Origin of the sequence: Mannheimia bovis (assembly GCF_014541205.1) — a bacterium.
GTDB lineage: Bacteria > Pseudomonadota > Gammaproteobacteria > Enterobacterales > Pasteurellaceae > Mannheimia > Mannheimia bovis.
The window spans coordinates 790,050-805,824 of the sequence record NZ_CP061280.1 but is presented as its reverse complement, the minus strand read 5'-3'; the positions used below and the strand labels follow the sequence as shown (position 1 = coordinate 805,824).

The window sequence follows — 15,775 nt, the reverse complement described above, 5'->3', positions numbered from 1 at the left end:
ATTTGGGATCTTTTTATTTTTGGAGTGATGAATGTCTTCAATAACATTATCTGCACCTAAACCAAAAACGCCATTACAGGAATTTTGGTACTATTTTTGTCAAAATCGAGGTGCATTAATCGGACTTGCCTTTATTGCAATAGTCTTTGTAGCCTGCGTTTTCGCACCTTGGGTTGCCCCATTTGATCCAATTGAGCAAAATCGCAGTGCATTATTACTGCCTCCCGCCTGGTTGGAAGGGGGAAATTCCGCTCATTTACTGGGTACTGATGATATCGGGCGTGATATTCTGTCTCGTATTATTTATGGTGCAAGATTATCTGTCTTTATCGGCTTAATCATTGTGTTACTTTCTTGTGTATTCGGGGTAATTTTAGGCTTAGTTGCCGGCTACTACGGCGGTATGCTTGATATTATCATTATGCGATTTGTGGATATTATGTTGGCTATTCCAAGCCTGCTATTAACTATCGGGGTAGTGACCATTCTTGGTCCATCGCTCACCAATGCGGCAATTGCGATTGCGGCAGTGTCCATTCCAAGTTATGTACGTTTAACTCGTGCTCAAGTATTAAGTGAGAAAAACCGTGATTATGTAACCGCTTCCCGTGTAGCCGGTGCAAGTGTGTTCCGCTTAATGTTTGTAGTTATCTTACCAAACTGTTTAGCTCCACTGATCGTTCAAATGACAATGGGGATTTCAAATGCGATTTTAGAACTTGCCGCACTCGGCTTTTTAGGCATTGGGGCTCAGCCCCCAACACCTGAACTGGGTACGATGTTGGCAGAATCACGTGGCTTTATGCAATCCGCAAACTGGTTAGTTACCATTCCGGGTCTAGCTATTTTATCGTTAGTGTTAGCCTTCAACTTAATGGGCGATGGTTTGCGTGACGCACTCGATCCAAAACTAAAACAATAGGAGGGACAAGATGGCATTATTAACTGTTAATCAGCTTTCCGTCCATTTTGGCGATGAAAAAACGCCATTTAAAGCGGTGGATCGCGTAAGCTACGAAATCAACGAAGGCGAAGTATTAGGCATTGTTGGCGAGTCAGGTTCAGGGAAATCGGTGAGTTCATTAGCAATTATGGGCTTAATCGACTTTCCCGGTCGTGTAATGGCGGAAAATTTACATTTTAACGGCAATGATTTGTTGGCATTAAAACCAAAGCAAAAACAGCAAATTGTAGGTGCTGATGTGTCTATGATTTTCCAAGATGCAATGACTAGCCTCAACCCAAGCTACACTGTTGGTTATCAGATTATGGAAGCGTTAAAAGTCCATCAAGGAGGTTCAAAAGCAAGTCGCCGTGAGCGAGCTGTTGAGCTACTTACAATGGTGGGTATTCCGGATCCTGAGTCTCGTTTAGAGGTTTATCCGCACCAACTTTCAGGCGGTATGAGCCAGCGAGTAATGATTGCAATGGCGATTGCCTGTAACCCTAAATTATTGATTGCCGATGAGCCAACCACCGCATTAGATGTAACCATTCAAGCACAGATCATTGACTTACTTTTAGAGTTACAACGCAAAGAAAATATGGCGTTAATTCTGATTACTCACGATCTTGCTCTTGTAGCAGAAGCGGCTCACCGTATTATCGTAATGTATGCAGGACAAGTGGTTGAAGAAGGAAAAGCAGCAGAAATTTTCAGCTCGCCACTTCACCCTTACACCCAAGCATTGCTGAAAGCCTTGCCTGAATTTGCCGAAGGGAAATCTCGTTTGCAATCTCTACCAGGCGTTGTACCAGGTAAATACGACCGACCACAGGGCTGTTTGCTCAATCCTCGCTGCCCTTATGCAACGGATAAATGTCGTGTAGAAGAACCTCTAATGCAGACTATCAATGGCAGACAAGTAAAATGCCATACCCCTTTAACACTTGCGGGCACACCACTTGCATTTGAACAACATCTGAGAGGTTAAAATGAGCGATTTACAAAAAAATAATAAAAACGCACCGCTTCTCGATGCGATTAATTTAAAAAAATATTACCCGGTTAAAAAGGGAATGTTCTCGCCACCAAAGCTGGTTAAAGCGGTTGATGGTGTGTCATTCACGCTTGAACGTGGCAAAACATTGGCGATTGTAGGCGAATCGGGCTGTGGAAAATCAACTTTAGGGCGAATGCTCACAATGATTGAAAGCCCAACTGAGGGAGAATTATTCTACAACGGGCAGAATTTCTTAGTAAATGATAAAGAAACCACCCAGTTACGCCGTAAAAAAATTCAGATTGTGTTCCAAAATCCATATAGCTCGCTCAATCCTCGCAAAAAAGTAGGGGCGATTTTGGAAGAACCATTGCTGATTAATACCGATTTATCTGCAAAACAGCGTAAAGAAAAAGTATTAGAAATGATGGCAAAAGTCGGGTTAAAACCTGAATTTTATGACCGCTATCCACATATGTTCTCCGGTGGACAACGCCAGCGAATCGCCATTGCTCGTGGTTTGATGCTACAACCTGACATTGTAGTGGCTGATGAGCCCGTTTCCGCCTTAGACGTTTCGGTTCGAGCCCAAGTGCTTAACTTGATGATGGATCTACAAGAAGAAATGGGTCTGTCTTATGTCTTTATTTCACACGATTTATCTGTTGTTGAACACATTGCAGATGAAGTGATGGTTATGTATTTAGGGCGTTGTGTTGAACAAGGCGACACTAAAACGATTTTTAGCAACCCTCGCCACCCTTATACACAAGCCTTGCTCTCAGCAACACCACGTTTAGATCCAAATCAACGTCGTGAACGCATTAAGCTAACAGGTGAATTACCAAGCCCGCTTAAGCCACCGAGAGGCTGTGCTTTTAATGCTCGTTGTCGTTTTGCAACTGATCTATGCCGTGTTAGCCAGCCCGATCTCAAGACCTATGCAGATGGCACTCGCATTGCCTGTTTTGTGGTAAATGAGTAATAAAAAGCGGTTTAATTTTGTAAAAATTTTGCAAATTTAAACCGCTTATAAAACTTATAGTAAGGAGAAACAATGGCAAATATCATTCAAAAAACATTTGGTGGGTTATCACTTAATTACTATCTAAGACATTTCTTATTTGGGCTACTAATTCTTGCCTTATTTATCTTTGCTGGCGTAAAGCACCCTAAAACAGGCGACTGGAATATACCATTACTAGCAATCCTTATTATTAGCCAATTTCTTTACCCTTACGCACGTTTTGTGTATGAAAGTATCATTGACTATATTTTAGGCAATAATATATTCTTTGCGAATGCAATTTTAGTTTTGATTGTAAAGTTATTTACGATGCTCTTTTGCTATAGCTTTGCGATTCTTATCGCACCTATCGGGCTAATTTACCTCTATTTTTACCATACTAAACAAGAAAAACAGCATAATAACGTATAAAATGAAAAGGCTGAACTCAATAAAGTTCAGCTCTTTTGTTTGACACTACATTATCGTTGAACGACCTTTATTTAAGATCTTAGTTAACACATTTTCCGCAGATTGTTCTAACTGTGAGCCGATTTTCTGGCTCAATTTCTTCTTCTCTTTATATTTCAATTCAATCACCTCTTTCTCAAAGATTGCATTTAAAATAAGATCATCACTGGTTGCAATTTCATCTACTAAATTTAACTCAATCGCTTGCTGTCCGAACCAATGTTCACCTGTTGCTACTTTTTCAATATCTAATTGTGGGCGGTGTTGAGCGACAAATTGTTTGAACAATAAATGAGTTTCTTCCAATTCTTGTTGGAATTTTTGCTTACCTTTCTCTGTATTTTCGCCGACTAAAGTTACTGTACGTTTATATTCGCCTGCAGTCATCACATCCACATCAATATCGTGTTTTTTCAGGAAACGATGAATATTTGGCACTTGAGCTACAACACCTACCGAGCCAATCACCGCAAACGGAGCAGACACAATTTTATTTGCCACACAAGCCATCATATAACCACCGCTTGCAGCAACTTTATCCACCGCTGCAATTAAAGGAATATTGCGATAACGCAAGCGTTGCAACTGTGAAGCTGCTAACCCATAACCGTGAACCACACCACCTGGGCTTTCTAATCTGAGCAATACTTCATCTTTTTCTGGATTAGCAAGGCTAATCACTGCATCAATTTCTCGGCGTAGAGAATTAACCTCGTGTGCCATCATATCGCCATTAAAATTCAGTACAAACAAGCGAGATGGGGCTTCTTCGCTTTCTCCACCTTCTTTTAAACGTCTCTTCTCAGCTTTTGCCTTCTCTTTCTCCGCTTTTTTCTCTTGCTTTTCTTGATGCTTTAGCTCTGCTTCACTCAAGAAAAATCCTGCAAGTGATTTTTGCTGTTCCTTATATTTTTTCGTTAAATTTGTAATAGATACTGTACCATTCTCAGTTTGTTTTTTGGACTCCAAAATCAACATTACTACCACTGCAATAATGCCGAAAACCGTTAATAATTCTAATAAGAAAATCCCATAATTAAGTAAAACTTCTTTCCACATACCTCTTCCCTTTTTGCAAAAAAATCAATAAATATGACCGCTTGTAGAACTATTTAATAAATCAACAACCGCTTGAGCCGCTTGCTCATCTGCATTACATTGAATTGACTTGTGCAACTCAACAAATCGCTGCTTTAAAGCTGACTTCTTAGTTTGGCTTTCTATATCATCTGCAAGGAAAACCGTTAAATGTTTTGCCAAATTCTCCGGATTACACTCCTCTTGGATTAACTCTGGCACAAGAAGCTCTTGAGCAAGTAAATTAGGCAGAGAAATATAGTCTGTCTTAACCAACCTTTTTGCCAACCAATAAGTAAGCGGTTTCATTTTATAGCCAACAACCATTGGCGATTTGCACAGCATTGCTTCTAATGCAGCCGTGCCGGACGCTAAGAGCGTACATTCCGCTGCAATCATCGCTTCACGAGCCTTGCCTTGAATAATAGTAAGCTCTAGTTCTGGAGCAACTTGTGCTTTAATCTCATTAAATTGCACAAATCGCTTTTCATTAACCATTGGGACTAAGAATTGCAAATCAGGAAAGCGAGCCTTTAGAAGTTGAGCTGTTTTTAAAAATGGCTCAGCTAAAAATTGAATTTCGCTACCTCTACTTCCCACCAAAATTGCCATATAGCGTTTGCTTTCATCAATATTAAGAGATAAACAGGCTTGCGAACGATCCTGTTCTAAAGGAATTGCATCAGCCATTGTATGACCAATAAAACGGCAAGGCACATTAAACCTATCGTAGAATGCCTTCTCAAACGGCAGAAATGCTAATACCAAATTAGTCGCTCTACCAATTTTAAACACCCGCTTTTGACGCCACGCCCACACCGATGGGCTCACATAATGAATAGTTTTAATACCACTCGCTTTGAGTTTTTCTTCAACAGTTAAGTTGAAATCCGGTGCATCAATACCAATAAAAATATCGGGCTTTAATTGAAGCATTTCATCAATCACTTGCTTACGACGTTTCAGTAATCTTGGAAGATGTTTAACCACCTCAGCTAAACCCATAACCGAGAGTTCTTCCATATCAAATAAAGTCTCGCAACCCTCTGATATCATTCGTGGACCGGCTACCCCAATAAAACGAGCATTTGGATAATGCACTTTTAATGCTTTAACTAACCCTGCTCCGAGAATATCGCCAGATACTTCCCCTGCCACTAGAGCAATAATAGGTGATTTATTTTTCATAGTTAGATTTATAAAATATAAATATTTAAATTTTACTATTATAGCCAATCATTATAAAAACTGATCATTTTTTTACATATTCACCAAACAGAACTCACAGTTTTAGCCATTAACCGTTTGAAATAACAAAAACCCCTAAGTATCTCTACTTAGGGGCTCTTCTCTCTATCTATCTTCTCTTATGTATTCGGTAAAACCCGATGATGCTCTACTCTCACATGGCGAAACACCACACTACCATCGACGTTACTGCGTTTTACTTCTGAGTTCGGAATGGTGTCAGGTAGAACCACAGCACTATGGTCATCGGGATAATTCAGTTAAAATCTAAAAACAAGCTGCTACTTTGAGTATTCTTCTCTTTGTTTGTCTTTTCTTCATTCGTCTTTTTTGTTTAGTCTTTACTTTACTTCGCCTTGTGTCTTCTTGTTTCTCTATAAAAACACTTGAGCGTTGTATAGTTAAGCCTCTCGGGCAATTAGTATGGGTTAGCTCAACGTCTCGCAACGCTTACACACCCCACCTATCTACGTCGTAGTCTCCAACAACCCTTACAGACTTATAGTCTGGGAGAACTCATCTCTTGGCAAGTTTCGTGCTTAGATGCTTTCAGCACTTATCTCTTCCGCACATAGCTACTCGGCAATGCGTCTGGCGACACAACCGAAACACCAGCGGTGCGTCCACTCCGGTCCTCTCGTACTAGGAGCAGCCCCAACCAATTCTCCAACGCCCACGGCAGATAGGGACCGAACTGTCTCACGACGTTCTAAACCCAGCTCGCGTACCACTTTAAATGGCGAACAGCCATACCCTTGGGACCTACTTCAGCCCCAGGATGTGATGAGCCGACATCGAGGTGCCAAACACCGCCGTCGATATGAACTCTTGGGCGGTATCAGCCTGTTATCCCCGGAGTACCTTTTATCCGTTGAGCGATGGCCCTTCCATTCAGAACCACCGGATCACTATGACCTGCTTTCGCACCTGCTCGACTTGTCTGTCTCGCAGTTAAGCTTGCTTCTACCATTGCACTAACCTCACGATGTCCGACCGTGATTAGCAAACCTTCGTGCTCCTCCGTTACTCTTTGGGAGGAGACCGCCCCAGTCAAACTACCCACCAGACACTGTCCGAGTACTCGTTCCGAGTACTTCGTTAGAACATCAAACGTTAAAGGGTGGTATTTCAAGGACGCCTCCACAATCACTGGCGTGACTGCTTCAAAGGCTCCCACCTATCCTACACATCAAAATTCAATGTTCAGTGTCAAGCTATAGTAAAGGTTCACGGGGTCTTTCCGTCTAGCCGCGGGTACACCGCATCTTCACGGCGATTTCAATTTCACTGAGTCTCGGGTGGAGACAGCCTGGCCATCATTATGCCATTCGTGCAGGTCGGAACTTACCCGACAAGGAATTTCGCTACCTTAGGACCGTTATAGTTACGGCCGCCGTTTACTGGGGCTTCGATCAGGAGCTTCTCTTTCGATAACACCATCAATTAACCTTCCAGCACCGGGCAGGCATCACACCCTATACGTCCACTTTCGTGTTTGCAGAGTGCTGTGTTTTTAATAAACAGTTGCAGCCAGCTGGTATCTTCGACCGGTTCAACCTTCATCCGCAAGGGACTACAATCTACGCCGGCGCACCTTCTCCCGAAGTTACGGTGCTATTTTGCCTAGTTCCTTCACCCGAGTTCTCTCAAGCGCCTGAGTATTCTCTACCTGACCACCTGTGTCGGTTTATAGTACGGTTTAGATAAACCTGAAGCTTAGTGGCTTTTCCTGGAAGCGTGGTATCGGTTACTTCAGCACCGTAGTGCCTCGTCATCATCTCTCGGTGTTAAGAATGTCCGGATTTGCCTAAACATTCCACCTACCAACTTAAACAGGGATATCCAACACCCTGATAACCTAACCTTCTCCGTCCCCACATCGCAGTTTATCCAAGTACGGGAATATTAACCCGTTTCCCATCGACTACGCTTTTCAGCCTCGCCTTAGGGGCCGACTCACCCTGCCCCGATTAACGTTGGACAGGAACCCTTGGTCTTCCGGCGAACGAGTTTTTCACTCGTTTTGTCGTTACTTATGTCAGCATTCGCACTTCTGATACGTCCACCGGACTTCTCAATCCAGCTTCTTCCGCTTACAGAACGCTCCCCTACCCAACAGTGTTACCACTGATGCCGCAGCTTCGGTGACTAGTTTTAGCCCCGTTACATCTTCCGCGCAGGCCGACTCGACTAGTGAGCTATTACGCTTTCTTTAAATGATGGCTGCTTCTAAGCCAACATCCTAGCTGTCTAAGCCTTCCCACTTCGTTTCCCACTTAACTAGTACTTTGGGACCTTAGCTGGCGGTCTGGGTTGTTTCCCTCTCCACGATGGACGTTAGCACCCACCGTGTGTCTCCTGAGTATCACTCTTCGGTATTCGCAGTTTGCATCGGGTTGGTAATCCGGGATGGACCCCTAGCCGAAACAGTGCTCTACCCCCGAAGGTGTCCGCTCAAGGCTCTACCTAAATAGATTTCGGGGAGAACCAGCTATCTCCCGGTTTGATTGGCCTTTCACCCCCAGCCACAAGTCATCCGCTAATTTTTCAACATTAGTCGGTTCGGTCCTCCAATTAGTGTTACCCAATCTTCAACCTGCCCATGGCTAGATCACCGGGTTTCGGGTCTATACCTTGCAACTACACGCCCAGTTAAGACTCGGTTTCCCTTCGGCTCCCTTATTCAGTTAACCTTGCTACAAAATATAAGTCGCTGACCCATTATACAAAAGGTACGCAGTCACAGAATTAATCTGCTCCCACTGCTTGTACGCACAAGGTTTCAGGTTCTATTTCACTCCCCTCGCCGGGGTTCTTTTCGCCTTTCCTTCACAGTACTGGTTCACTATCGGTCAATCAGGAGTATTTAGCCTTGGAGGATGGTCCCCCCATCTTCAAACAGGATATCACGTGTCCCGCCCTACTTGTTGTTAGCCTAGTACCACAATAAATACTTCGGATACGGGATTATCACCCTCTACGATTGAGCTTCCCAGCTCATTCTCCTGTATTTACTGCTATCACTAACTGGCTCTTTCGCGTTCGCTCGCCGCTACTAACGAAATCTCGGTTGATTTCTTTTCCTCGGGGTACTTAGATGTTTCAGTTCTCCCGGTTTGCCTCATTATCCTATGTATTCAGATAATGATAGTAGATTCTTCATCTACTGGGTTTCCCCATTCGGATATCTTGGATTAAACGCTTCTTATCAACTCATCCAAGCTTTTCGCAGATTAGCACGTCCTTCTTCGCCTCTGATTGCCAAGGCATCCACCTTGTGCGCTTAGTCACTTAACTATACAACCTCAAATGTTTTCTGTTATTTCAATCCAGAGAAAGAAAAAACAAAACACTTAAAGTTAGTTTTTAAACTAAACACTTAGCTGCTTTTGTTCAGCTAAGATTTTTGAACTACTCAGACTTTCTTTCGAAAATCTCTCAGTTTTTCAGCTTGTTTCTAAATTTTTAAAGAACATTAAGACAATAGGCTTTCGCCTATCATCATACCTAAAATCGCAAAAATCTCGGTATTTTCTACCGCTTGCAACCTTAGGTATGATGATTGGTGGAGATAAGCGGGATCGAACCGCTGACCTCCTGCGTGCAAGGCAGGCGCTCTCCCAGCTGAGCTATATCCCCAATTTCATCTTTCGTTGTTTTCACTCTTCAGTTTGCTTTCGCTCTCGTTTAGAGTGGTGGGTCTGAGTGGACTTGAACCACCGACCTCACCCTTATCAGGGGTGCGCTCTAACCACCTGAGCTACAGACCCAACGGATGACCTTCAGTTTGTCTTCTATTTCATCTATCAAACAATCTGTGTGAACACTTGCTGTCGTTTCTGCTCCACTTCGCTCTCGCTTAGCTTCGCCCTTGATTTTTGGTAAGGAGGTGATCCAACCGCAGGTTCCCCTACGGTTACCTTGTTACGACTTCACCCCAGTCATGAATCATACCGTGGTAAACGCCCCCCCGAAGGTTAAGCTATCTACTTCTGGTACAACCCACTCCCATGGTGTGACGGGCGGTGTGTACAAGGCCCGGGAACGTATTCACCGCAACATTCTGATTTGCGATTACTAGCGATTCCGACTTCATGGAGTCGAGTTGCAGACTCCAATCCGGACTTAGACGTACTTTGTGAGATTCGCTCACCATCGCTGGGTCGCTGCCCTCTGTATACGCCATTGTAGCACGTGTGTAGCCCTACTCGTAAGGGCCATGATGACTTGACGTCATCCCCACCTTCCTCCGGTTTATCACCGGCAGTCTCCTTTGAGTTCCCGACCTAATCGCTGGCAACAAAGGATAAGGGTTGCGCTCGTTGCGGGACTTAACCCAACATTTCACAACACGAGCTGACGACAGCCATGCAGCACCTGTCTCTAAGTTCCCGAAGGCACAAACTCATCTCTGAGTTCTTCTTAGGATGTCAAGAGTAGGTAAGGTTCTTCGCGTTGCATCGAATTAAACCACATGCTCCACCGCTTGTGCGGGCCCCCGTCAATTCATTTGAGTTTTAACCTTGCGGCCGTACTCCCCAGGCGGTCGATTTATCACGTTAGCTACGGGCACCAAGCTCAAAGCCCAATCCCCAAATCGACAGCGTTTACGGCGTGGACTACCAGGGTATCTAATCCTGTTTGCTCCCCACGCTTTCGCACATGAGCGTCAGTACATTCCCAAGGGGCTGCCTTCGCCTTCGGTATTCCTCCACATCTCTACGCATTTCACCGCTACACGTGGAATTCTACCCCTCCCTAAAGTACTCTAGACTCCCAGTCTGAAATGCAATTCCCAGGTTAAGCCCGGGGCTTTCACATCCCACTTAAAAGTCCGCCTGCGTGCCCTTTACGCCCAGTTATTCCGATTAACGCTCGCACCCCCCGTATTACCGCGGCTGCTGGCACGGAGTTAGCCGGTGCTTCTTCTGTAGTTAACGTCAATTGATTGCTCTATTAAAACAATCACCTTCCTCGCTACCGAAAGAACTTTACAACCCGAAGGCCTTCTTCATTCACGCGGCATGGCTGCATCAGGGTTCCCCCCATTGTGCAATATTCCCCACTGCTGCCTCCCGTAGGAGTCTGGACCGTGTCTCAGTTCCAGTGTGGCTGGTCATCCTCTCAGACCAGCTAGAGATCGTCGGCTTGGTGAGCCTTTACCCCACCAACTACCTAATCTCACTTGGGCTCATCTTATGGCAGGTGGCCCGAAAGTCCCACCCTTTAGTCCTTAGACATTACGCGGTATTAGCTACCGTTTCCAGTAGTTATCCCCCTCCATAAGCCAGATTCCCAAGCATTACTCACCCGTCCGCCACTCGTCACCCAAGGAGCAAGCTCCTCTGTGCTACCGTTCGACTTGCATGTGTTAAGCCTGCCGCCAGCGTTCAATCTGAGCCATGATCAAACTCTTCAATTCAAAAAGTTTAATCGCTCAATATGTACTGACATAAAATCGCACTTTCAAACTTAGCTCAACTTAAAAAAGTTCAGTTAAAAGAAAGTAATGAATTTCTAGTTAAGCACCTATTAAGACTTCAAAATTAAAAAAATAGTTTTAAATCAAGTCTATCAACAAGTGCCCACACAGATTGTCTGATAAATTGTTAAAGAACAAAAAAGAACGACGCACTGAATATTAACTTAACTGTTCACAACAGTGCGTCGTTGTGTGCGGTGCATTATAGAGAAATATTAAATCTACGCAAGTGTTTTTTGCAAAAAATTTTAAATTTTTTACCGCTTGTATGGTTTTAGTACAATCTGTTTATTTCTTTAGCGAAAAATGGTGATTTATTCAAAAGTAGTACTTTTATGCCTCCATAATCTCTGAGTTATTTTATAAAAATGTGATCTATATCACAAAATTATTTACTCTTTTGAAGTTGTTACTGCTATTATTTGCAAAATTATTTTCGTTATTAACATCATATATAAGGAATGAATATGAGCCAATTAGATGAATTGCGTAAAGTAACCGTTGTTGTTGCAGATACAGGTGATATTGAGGCAATGAAACTTTATAAACCTGAAGATGCAACGACAAACCCATCTTTAATTTTAAGTGCTTCTGCATTACCGCAATACGCTCCATTAATTGAAGATGCTATTGCTTATGCAAAAACACAAAGTAGTGATAAAGATCAACAATTAGTTGATGCAGAAGATAAATTAGCAGTAAATATCGGCTTAGAAATTTTAAAACTTGTTCCTGGTCGTATTTCTACCGAGGTGGATGCTCGTTTCTCTTACGATACAGAAAAGACAATTTCAAAAGCACGCAAATTAATTGCATTATATAACGATGCAGGTATCAGTAATGATCGTATCTTGATTAAAATTGCTTCTACTTGGCAAGGCATCAAAGCGGCAGAGCAGTTAGAAAAAGAAGGAATTAACTGTAACTTAACATTATTATTCTCTCAAGCTCAGGCTCGTGCTTGTGCAGAAGCGGGAGTTTACTTAATTTCTCCATTCGTTGGTCGTATTCTAGACTGGTATAAAGCGAATGAGGGCAAAGAATATGCCCCAGCTGAAGACCCAGGTGTCATTTCAGTAACCAATATATACAATTACTATAAACAACACGGTTATAACACTATTGTAATGGGAGCAAGTTTCCGTAATGTAGGCGAAATTATTGAGCTAGCTGGTTGCGATCGTTTAACTATCTCACCTTCTTTATTAAAAGAGTTACAAGAAAGCGATGAAAAATTAGTTCGCAAATTAGATTACAAAGGCGAAATCAAGCCTCGTCCAGAAAAAATAACTGAAGCAGAATTCTATTGGGAACATAACCAAGATCCAATGGCGGTTGAGAAATTAGCGGAAGGTATCCGTAAATTTGCTATCGACCAAGAGAAATTAGAAGCAATGCTTGCTGAAAAACTATAATAATTAATTTATAATAAAACCCACTTTAGCATTTACTTTAAAGTGGGTTTTCTATTTATATTATTTATGTAAAGGCTTTAAAATCAATGATAAGTCATTATCAATTACCTTGAATAATAAATCAATGTTTGGGTGTTTTCCTACATTAGCTTTAGCATCTTCAGTATGCTCTGCAAACCATTCAAGTCCTTGTTTTGCTGTATTGGCATCTAATTTTCCATCAAATTTCTCGTAAAGTGCATAGTAGAGTCTTAGTGAGCCTAATTTGCCTTCAATTGCCGGAATATGTTGCATTACCTCACCACTATTAATCACATCTAAACCTGAAAGATGCTCGATGGTCGGAAAAGTCGCTAAATAATCTTTGAATTGCATTTGGTTCTCCCTGATAAAGATAAAGGCAGATATAACATCTGCCTTTTGATTATATGCTGTTATGATTAAAATTTATAGCAAAATTAATTCCAATGTAATTGCCCGTTTACGGCAGTTGCTTTCACATTGAATTGGTTATCAAAAATCGCTAAGTTGGCAATTTTGCCTACTGAGAGTGAACCAAGTTTATCCTCAATCCCAATCGCTCTTGCCGGGTAGAGGGTACTCATACGAATGGCTTCATTCAGGCTGATATCGCAATGTAACACTACATTGCGGATCGATTCGATCATCGTGATCGCCGCACCGCCTAAGGCTCCAAATTCATCAAAGCATTTGCCGTCTTTTACGGTGACTTTCTTGCCGACAAAGATAAAAGATTCAATGTCACTACCTGCAGCAGCCACCGCATCGCTTACGATCACTAATTTATCGCCTTTGGCTTTTTTCGCAATGCGGATATTGCCCCATTCAACGTGCAAACCGTCGCAGATAATGCCAGCGTAAATATCACTGTCTAACACTGCACCTACTACCCCACCTTCGCGTCCGTTACTCACCGGCGACATCGCATTGTGTAAGTGAGTAGCAAAAGCTGCCCCTTCAGCAATTCGCTGTTTAGTTTGGGTGAAAGTCGCATTCGAGTGACCGATAGAGACAATTATGCCTGCATCGTTAAAACGCTTGATGTGATCTGCGGTTGAGTTTTCTGCTGCAATCGTGACTTTGGTGATTACATCGCCATTGGCACATAAGAAATCTAACATTTCCGGGCTGATTTCACGGATAAATTCCGGGCGGTGAACGCCTTTTTTCGCCACGCTTAAATAAGGGCCTTCAAAATGTAGCCCCAATGCTTGGTTTTTATGTTTGGCGAGGTATTCACGCATGACCACCACCGCCTCTTTCATTCCCTCATCAGGCGAAGTAATAAAAGTCGGTAAATAGCTGGTGGTACCTGAACGCAAGTTAGTTTCTTGCATAATTTCAAGGGTGCGGATGCTGATGTCTTCATTAAACATTACCCCTCCGCAGCCGTTGAGCTGTAAATCAATAAAACCTGCCGATAAATTCGCCCCGTTCAAATCCACTTTTTCGAGGGCTTGCGGTAAATTTTCTTCAAGAATGATAGATTCGATTTTGTCGTCTTTTACCACTAATGCGTGTTGGTACAACACTTCTTCGCCTGTGTAAATCACACAATTTGTTAAGGCATAATGGTTCATATTTTGTTCCTTTAGATTGTAGCAAGCGGTCGTTTTTACAAAATTTTTTGCGAAAATAACCGCTTGTTATCAAGCACTAACGTGCTACATTTTTCTCTAACTCTTTGAAATATTTAACTGTTTTTACTTTCAATTCTTGCGTTGCCGGTTCATCACATACCACAATACCACGGCGGTGTAATTGCAAGCAACTGATGGTCCAAAGGTGATTTACCGCACCTTCCACACACGCCTGTAAAGCTAATGCTTTATTATGACCTGTAACTAAAATCATCACCTCTTCCGCATCAAGCAGTGTCCCCACGCCTACAGTTAAGGCAAATTTCGGCACTTGACTGACATCATTATCAAAGAAACGGGAATTTGCAATGCGGGTATCTTCCGTTAATGTTTTGATGCGAGTGCGAGAAGAGAGCGAAGAGGCAGGCTCGTTGAATGCAATATGTCCATCAACGCCCACGCCGCCCATAAAGAGGTGGATTTTGCCGTAAGAGCGAATTTTCTCTTCATAACGTGCACATTCTGCGTCCACATCTTCCGCCATACCGTTTAGAATATTAATGTTTTCAAGTGGCACATCAACGTGGTCAAAGAAATGTTTGAACATAAAACTATGGTAGCTTTCAGGATGTTCCTTAGGTAAGCCAACATATTCATCCATATTAAAAGTAACCACATTTTTAAAGCTGACTTCCCCTGCTTGGTAGAGTTTAACTAATTCTTTATAGGTTTTTTCAGGGGTGCCGCCTGTCGGTAAGCCAAGCACAAACGGTTTCTCTTTAGTCGGTTTGAATGCATTAATACGATCAACAATATAGCGAGCAGCCCAAACACTCACATCTTGAGCAGTTTCTAACGGAATTAAACGCATAACATCTCCTTAAATTTTATTTTTGAGAAAAATACTTCATTTTTTTCATTTTAATGAAATATAACTTCAAATGCTATGCTTTATACGGTTTATTGTGATCTAGATCACATAAAATGTAAGCGGTTTAATTTTCGTAAAAAATCACAAAAATCAAACCGCTTGTCACTTAAATAGACTGAGCCGAAACCGCATTTTGGTAGCCAAACTGCCGCCACGCCTCATACACCACCACCGCCACAGAATTGGATAAATTCATACTGCGGCTGTCTTGGCACATTGGAATACGGATTTTTTGCGACATCGGCATTTCTGCTAACAGCGGTTTTGGAATCCCTCTACTTTCCGGACCAAACATTAAAAAATCGCCCAATTCATATTTCACATCACTGTGATTTTGCTCGCCACGCGTGGTTAAGGCAAATAAGCGTTTCGGCTTGGCTCGCTCTAAAAAATCCTCAAAATTTTTGTATTTTTGGATATTCACAAATTCGTGGTAGTCCAAGCCCGAACGGCGGAGTTTTTTGTCGTCCCAAGCAAAGCCAAACGGCTCAATCATATGTAAACGGAACCCGCAATTTGCACAAAGGCGGATAATATTGCCGCTGTTTTGCGGAATTTCCGGTTCGTATAAAACAATATCTAACATTTTAAATTTTTCGCC

The 15,775-nt window shown here is 42.5% G+C and carries 11 protein-coding genes, 2 tRNA genes and 3 rRNA genes; 5 read left to right on the top strand and 11 right to left on the bottom strand.

Annotated elements, in window-relative coordinates:
• Nucleotides 1–31 precede the first annotated feature (31 nt).
• The 4 genes from ICJ55_RS04130 (at nucleotide 32) to ICJ55_RS04115 (ending at nucleotide 3,381) form a co-directional block, all read left to right on the top strand.
• Nucleotides 32–922 carry an ABC transporter permease subunit gene (locus tag ICJ55_RS04130; RefSeq protein ID WP_188157428.1) on the top strand — a complete coding sequence of 297 codons (891 nt, stop codon included), beginning with the start codon at nucleotides 32–34 and terminating at the stop codon, nucleotides 920–922.
• Between the two features lie 10 nt (nucleotides 923–932).
• Nucleotides 933–1,934, top strand: coding sequence for a dipeptide ABC transporter ATP-binding protein (gene dppD, locus ICJ55_RS04125; protein WP_188157427.1), 1,002 nt, complete (start codon nucleotides 933–935; stop codon nucleotides 1,932–1,934).
• A 1-nt stretch (nucleotide 1,935) separates the two neighbouring features.
• Nucleotides 1,936–2,928, top strand: coding sequence for a peptide ABC transporter ATP-binding protein (locus tag ICJ55_RS04120; RefSeq protein WP_188157426.1), 993 nt, complete (start codon nucleotides 1,936–1,938; stop codon nucleotides 2,926–2,928).
• Nucleotides 2,929–3,000: 72 nt separating this feature from the next.
• Nucleotides 3,001–3,381 carry a hypothetical protein gene (locus tag ICJ55_RS04115; protein WP_188157425.1) on the top strand — a complete coding sequence of 127 codons (381 nt, stop codon included), beginning with the start codon at nucleotides 3,001–3,003 and terminating at the stop codon, nucleotides 3,379–3,381.
• Nucleotides 3,382–3,426: 45 nt separating this feature from the next.
• Here the strand turns inward: ICJ55_RS04115 and sohB are convergent, their stop codons facing one another.
• From sohB to ICJ55_RS04080, 7 genes are all read right to left on the bottom strand, one after another.
• Nucleotides 3,427–4,479, bottom strand: a complete 1,053-nt coding sequence (sohB, locus tag ICJ55_RS04110) for a protease SohB (protein WP_188157424.1) — start codon at nucleotides 4,477–4,479, stop codon at nucleotides 3,427–3,429.
• Between the two features lie 24 nt (nucleotides 4,480–4,503).
• Entirely contained in the window at nucleotides 4,504–5,685 is a 1,182-nt protein-coding gene (gene lpxB, locus ICJ55_RS04105) for a lipid-A-disaccharide synthase (RefSeq protein WP_188157423.1), read from the bottom strand.
• Between the two features lie 195 nt (nucleotides 5,686–5,880).
• A 5S ribosomal RNA gene (gene rrf / locus ICJ55_RS04100) occupies nucleotides 5,881–5,996 on the bottom strand.
• A 146-nt stretch (nucleotides 5,997–6,142) separates the two neighbouring features.
• Nucleotides 6,143–9,042 (bottom strand): 23S ribosomal RNA (locus tag ICJ55_RS04095).
• Nucleotides 9,043–9,308: 266 nt separating this feature from the next.
• Nucleotides 9,309–9,384: transfer RNA gene (locus ICJ55_RS04090), tRNA-Ala, on the bottom strand.
• Nucleotides 9,385–9,438: 54 nt separating this feature from the next.
• Nucleotides 9,439–9,515, bottom strand: a tRNA-Ile gene (locus ICJ55_RS04085).
• Nucleotides 9,516–9,627: 112 nt separating this feature from the next.
• A 16S ribosomal RNA gene (locus tag ICJ55_RS04080) occupies nucleotides 9,628–11,167 on the bottom strand.
• Together the 16S, 23S and 5S rRNA genes with 2 tRNA genes alongside form the textbook arrangement of a ribosomal RNA operon.
• A gap of 527 nt (nucleotides 11,168–11,694) precedes the next feature.
• On the opposite strand from ICJ55_RS04080, the gene tal reads away from it, so the two are divergent.
• A complete protein-coding gene (gene tal / locus ICJ55_RS04075) occupies nucleotides 11,695–12,642 on the top strand; it encodes a transaldolase (RefSeq protein ID WP_188157422.1) in 948 nt (315 codons plus the stop codon).
• 60 nt (nucleotides 12,643–12,702) lie between these two features.
• Here tal and ICJ55_RS04070 read toward each other — a convergent pair whose 3' ends face one another.
• The 4 genes from ICJ55_RS04070 to trmL form a co-directional block, all read right to left on the bottom strand.
• On the bottom strand, nucleotides 12,703–13,017 hold the full coding sequence (locus ICJ55_RS04070) for a DUF2322 family protein (protein ID WP_188157421.1): 315 nt from the start codon (nucleotides 13,015–13,017) through the stop codon (nucleotides 12,703–12,705).
• Nucleotides 13,018–13,100: 83 nt separating this feature from the next.
• A complete protein-coding gene (gene nagA, locus ICJ55_RS04065; protein ID WP_188157420.1) occupies nucleotides 13,101–14,243 on the bottom strand; it encodes an N-acetylglucosamine-6-phosphate deacetylase in 1,143 nt (380 codons plus the stop codon).
• Between the two features lie 76 nt (nucleotides 14,244–14,319).
• Nucleotides 14,320–15,114 carry a glucosamine-6-phosphate deaminase gene (nagB, locus tag ICJ55_RS04060; protein WP_188157419.1) on the bottom strand — a complete coding sequence of 265 codons (795 nt, stop codon included), beginning with the start codon at nucleotides 15,112–15,114 and terminating at the stop codon, nucleotides 14,320–14,322.
• Between the two features lie 166 nt (nucleotides 15,115–15,280).
• Complete coding sequence (gene trmL, locus ICJ55_RS04055; RefSeq protein WP_025236646.1) at nucleotides 15,281–15,760, bottom strand: tRNA (uridine(34)/cytosine(34)/5-carboxymethylaminomethyluridine(34)-2'-O)-methyltransferase TrmL; 480 nt, start codon at nucleotides 15,758–15,760, stop codon at nucleotides 15,281–15,283.
• Between the last annotated feature and the right edge of the window lie 15 nt (nucleotides 15,761–15,775).

Coding starts and splice junctions, on each gene's coding strand:
- ICJ55_RS04130 (WP_188157428.1), top strand. CDS start 32: ATGTCTTCAATAACATTATCTGCACCTAAACCAAAAACGCCATTACAG.
- dppD (WP_188157427.1), top strand. CDS start 933: ATGGCATTATTAACTGTTAATCAGCTTTCCGTCCATTTTGGCGATGAA.
- ICJ55_RS04120 (WP_188157426.1), top strand. CDS start 1,936: ATGAGCGATTTACAAAAAAATAATAAAAACGCACCGCTTCTCGATGCG.
- ICJ55_RS04115 (WP_188157425.1), top strand. CDS start 3,001: ATGGCAAATATCATTCAAAAAACATTTGGTGGGTTATCACTTAATTAC.
- sohB (WP_188157424.1), bottom strand. CDS start 4,479: ATGTGGAAAGAAGTTTTACTTAATTATGGGATTTTCTTATTAGAATTA.
- lpxB (WP_188157423.1), bottom strand. CDS start 5,685: ATGAAAAATAAATCACCTATTATTGCTCTAGTGGCAGGGGAAGTATCT.
- tal (WP_188157422.1), top strand. CDS start 11,695: ATGAGCCAATTAGATGAATTGCGTAAAGTAACCGTTGTTGTTGCAGAT.
- ICJ55_RS04070 (WP_188157421.1), bottom strand. CDS start 13,017: ATGCAATTCAAAGATTATTTAGCGACTTTTCCGACCATCGAGCATCTT.
- nagA (WP_188157420.1), bottom strand. CDS start 14,243: ATGAACCATTATGCCTTAACAAATTGTGTGATTTACACAGGCGAAGAA.
- nagB (WP_188157419.1), bottom strand. CDS start 15,114: ATGCGTTTAATTCCGTTAGAAACTGCTCAAGATGTGAGTGTTTGGGCT.
- trmL (WP_025236646.1), bottom strand. CDS start 15,760: ATGTTAGATATTGTTTTATACGAACCGGAAATTCCGCAAAACAGCGGC.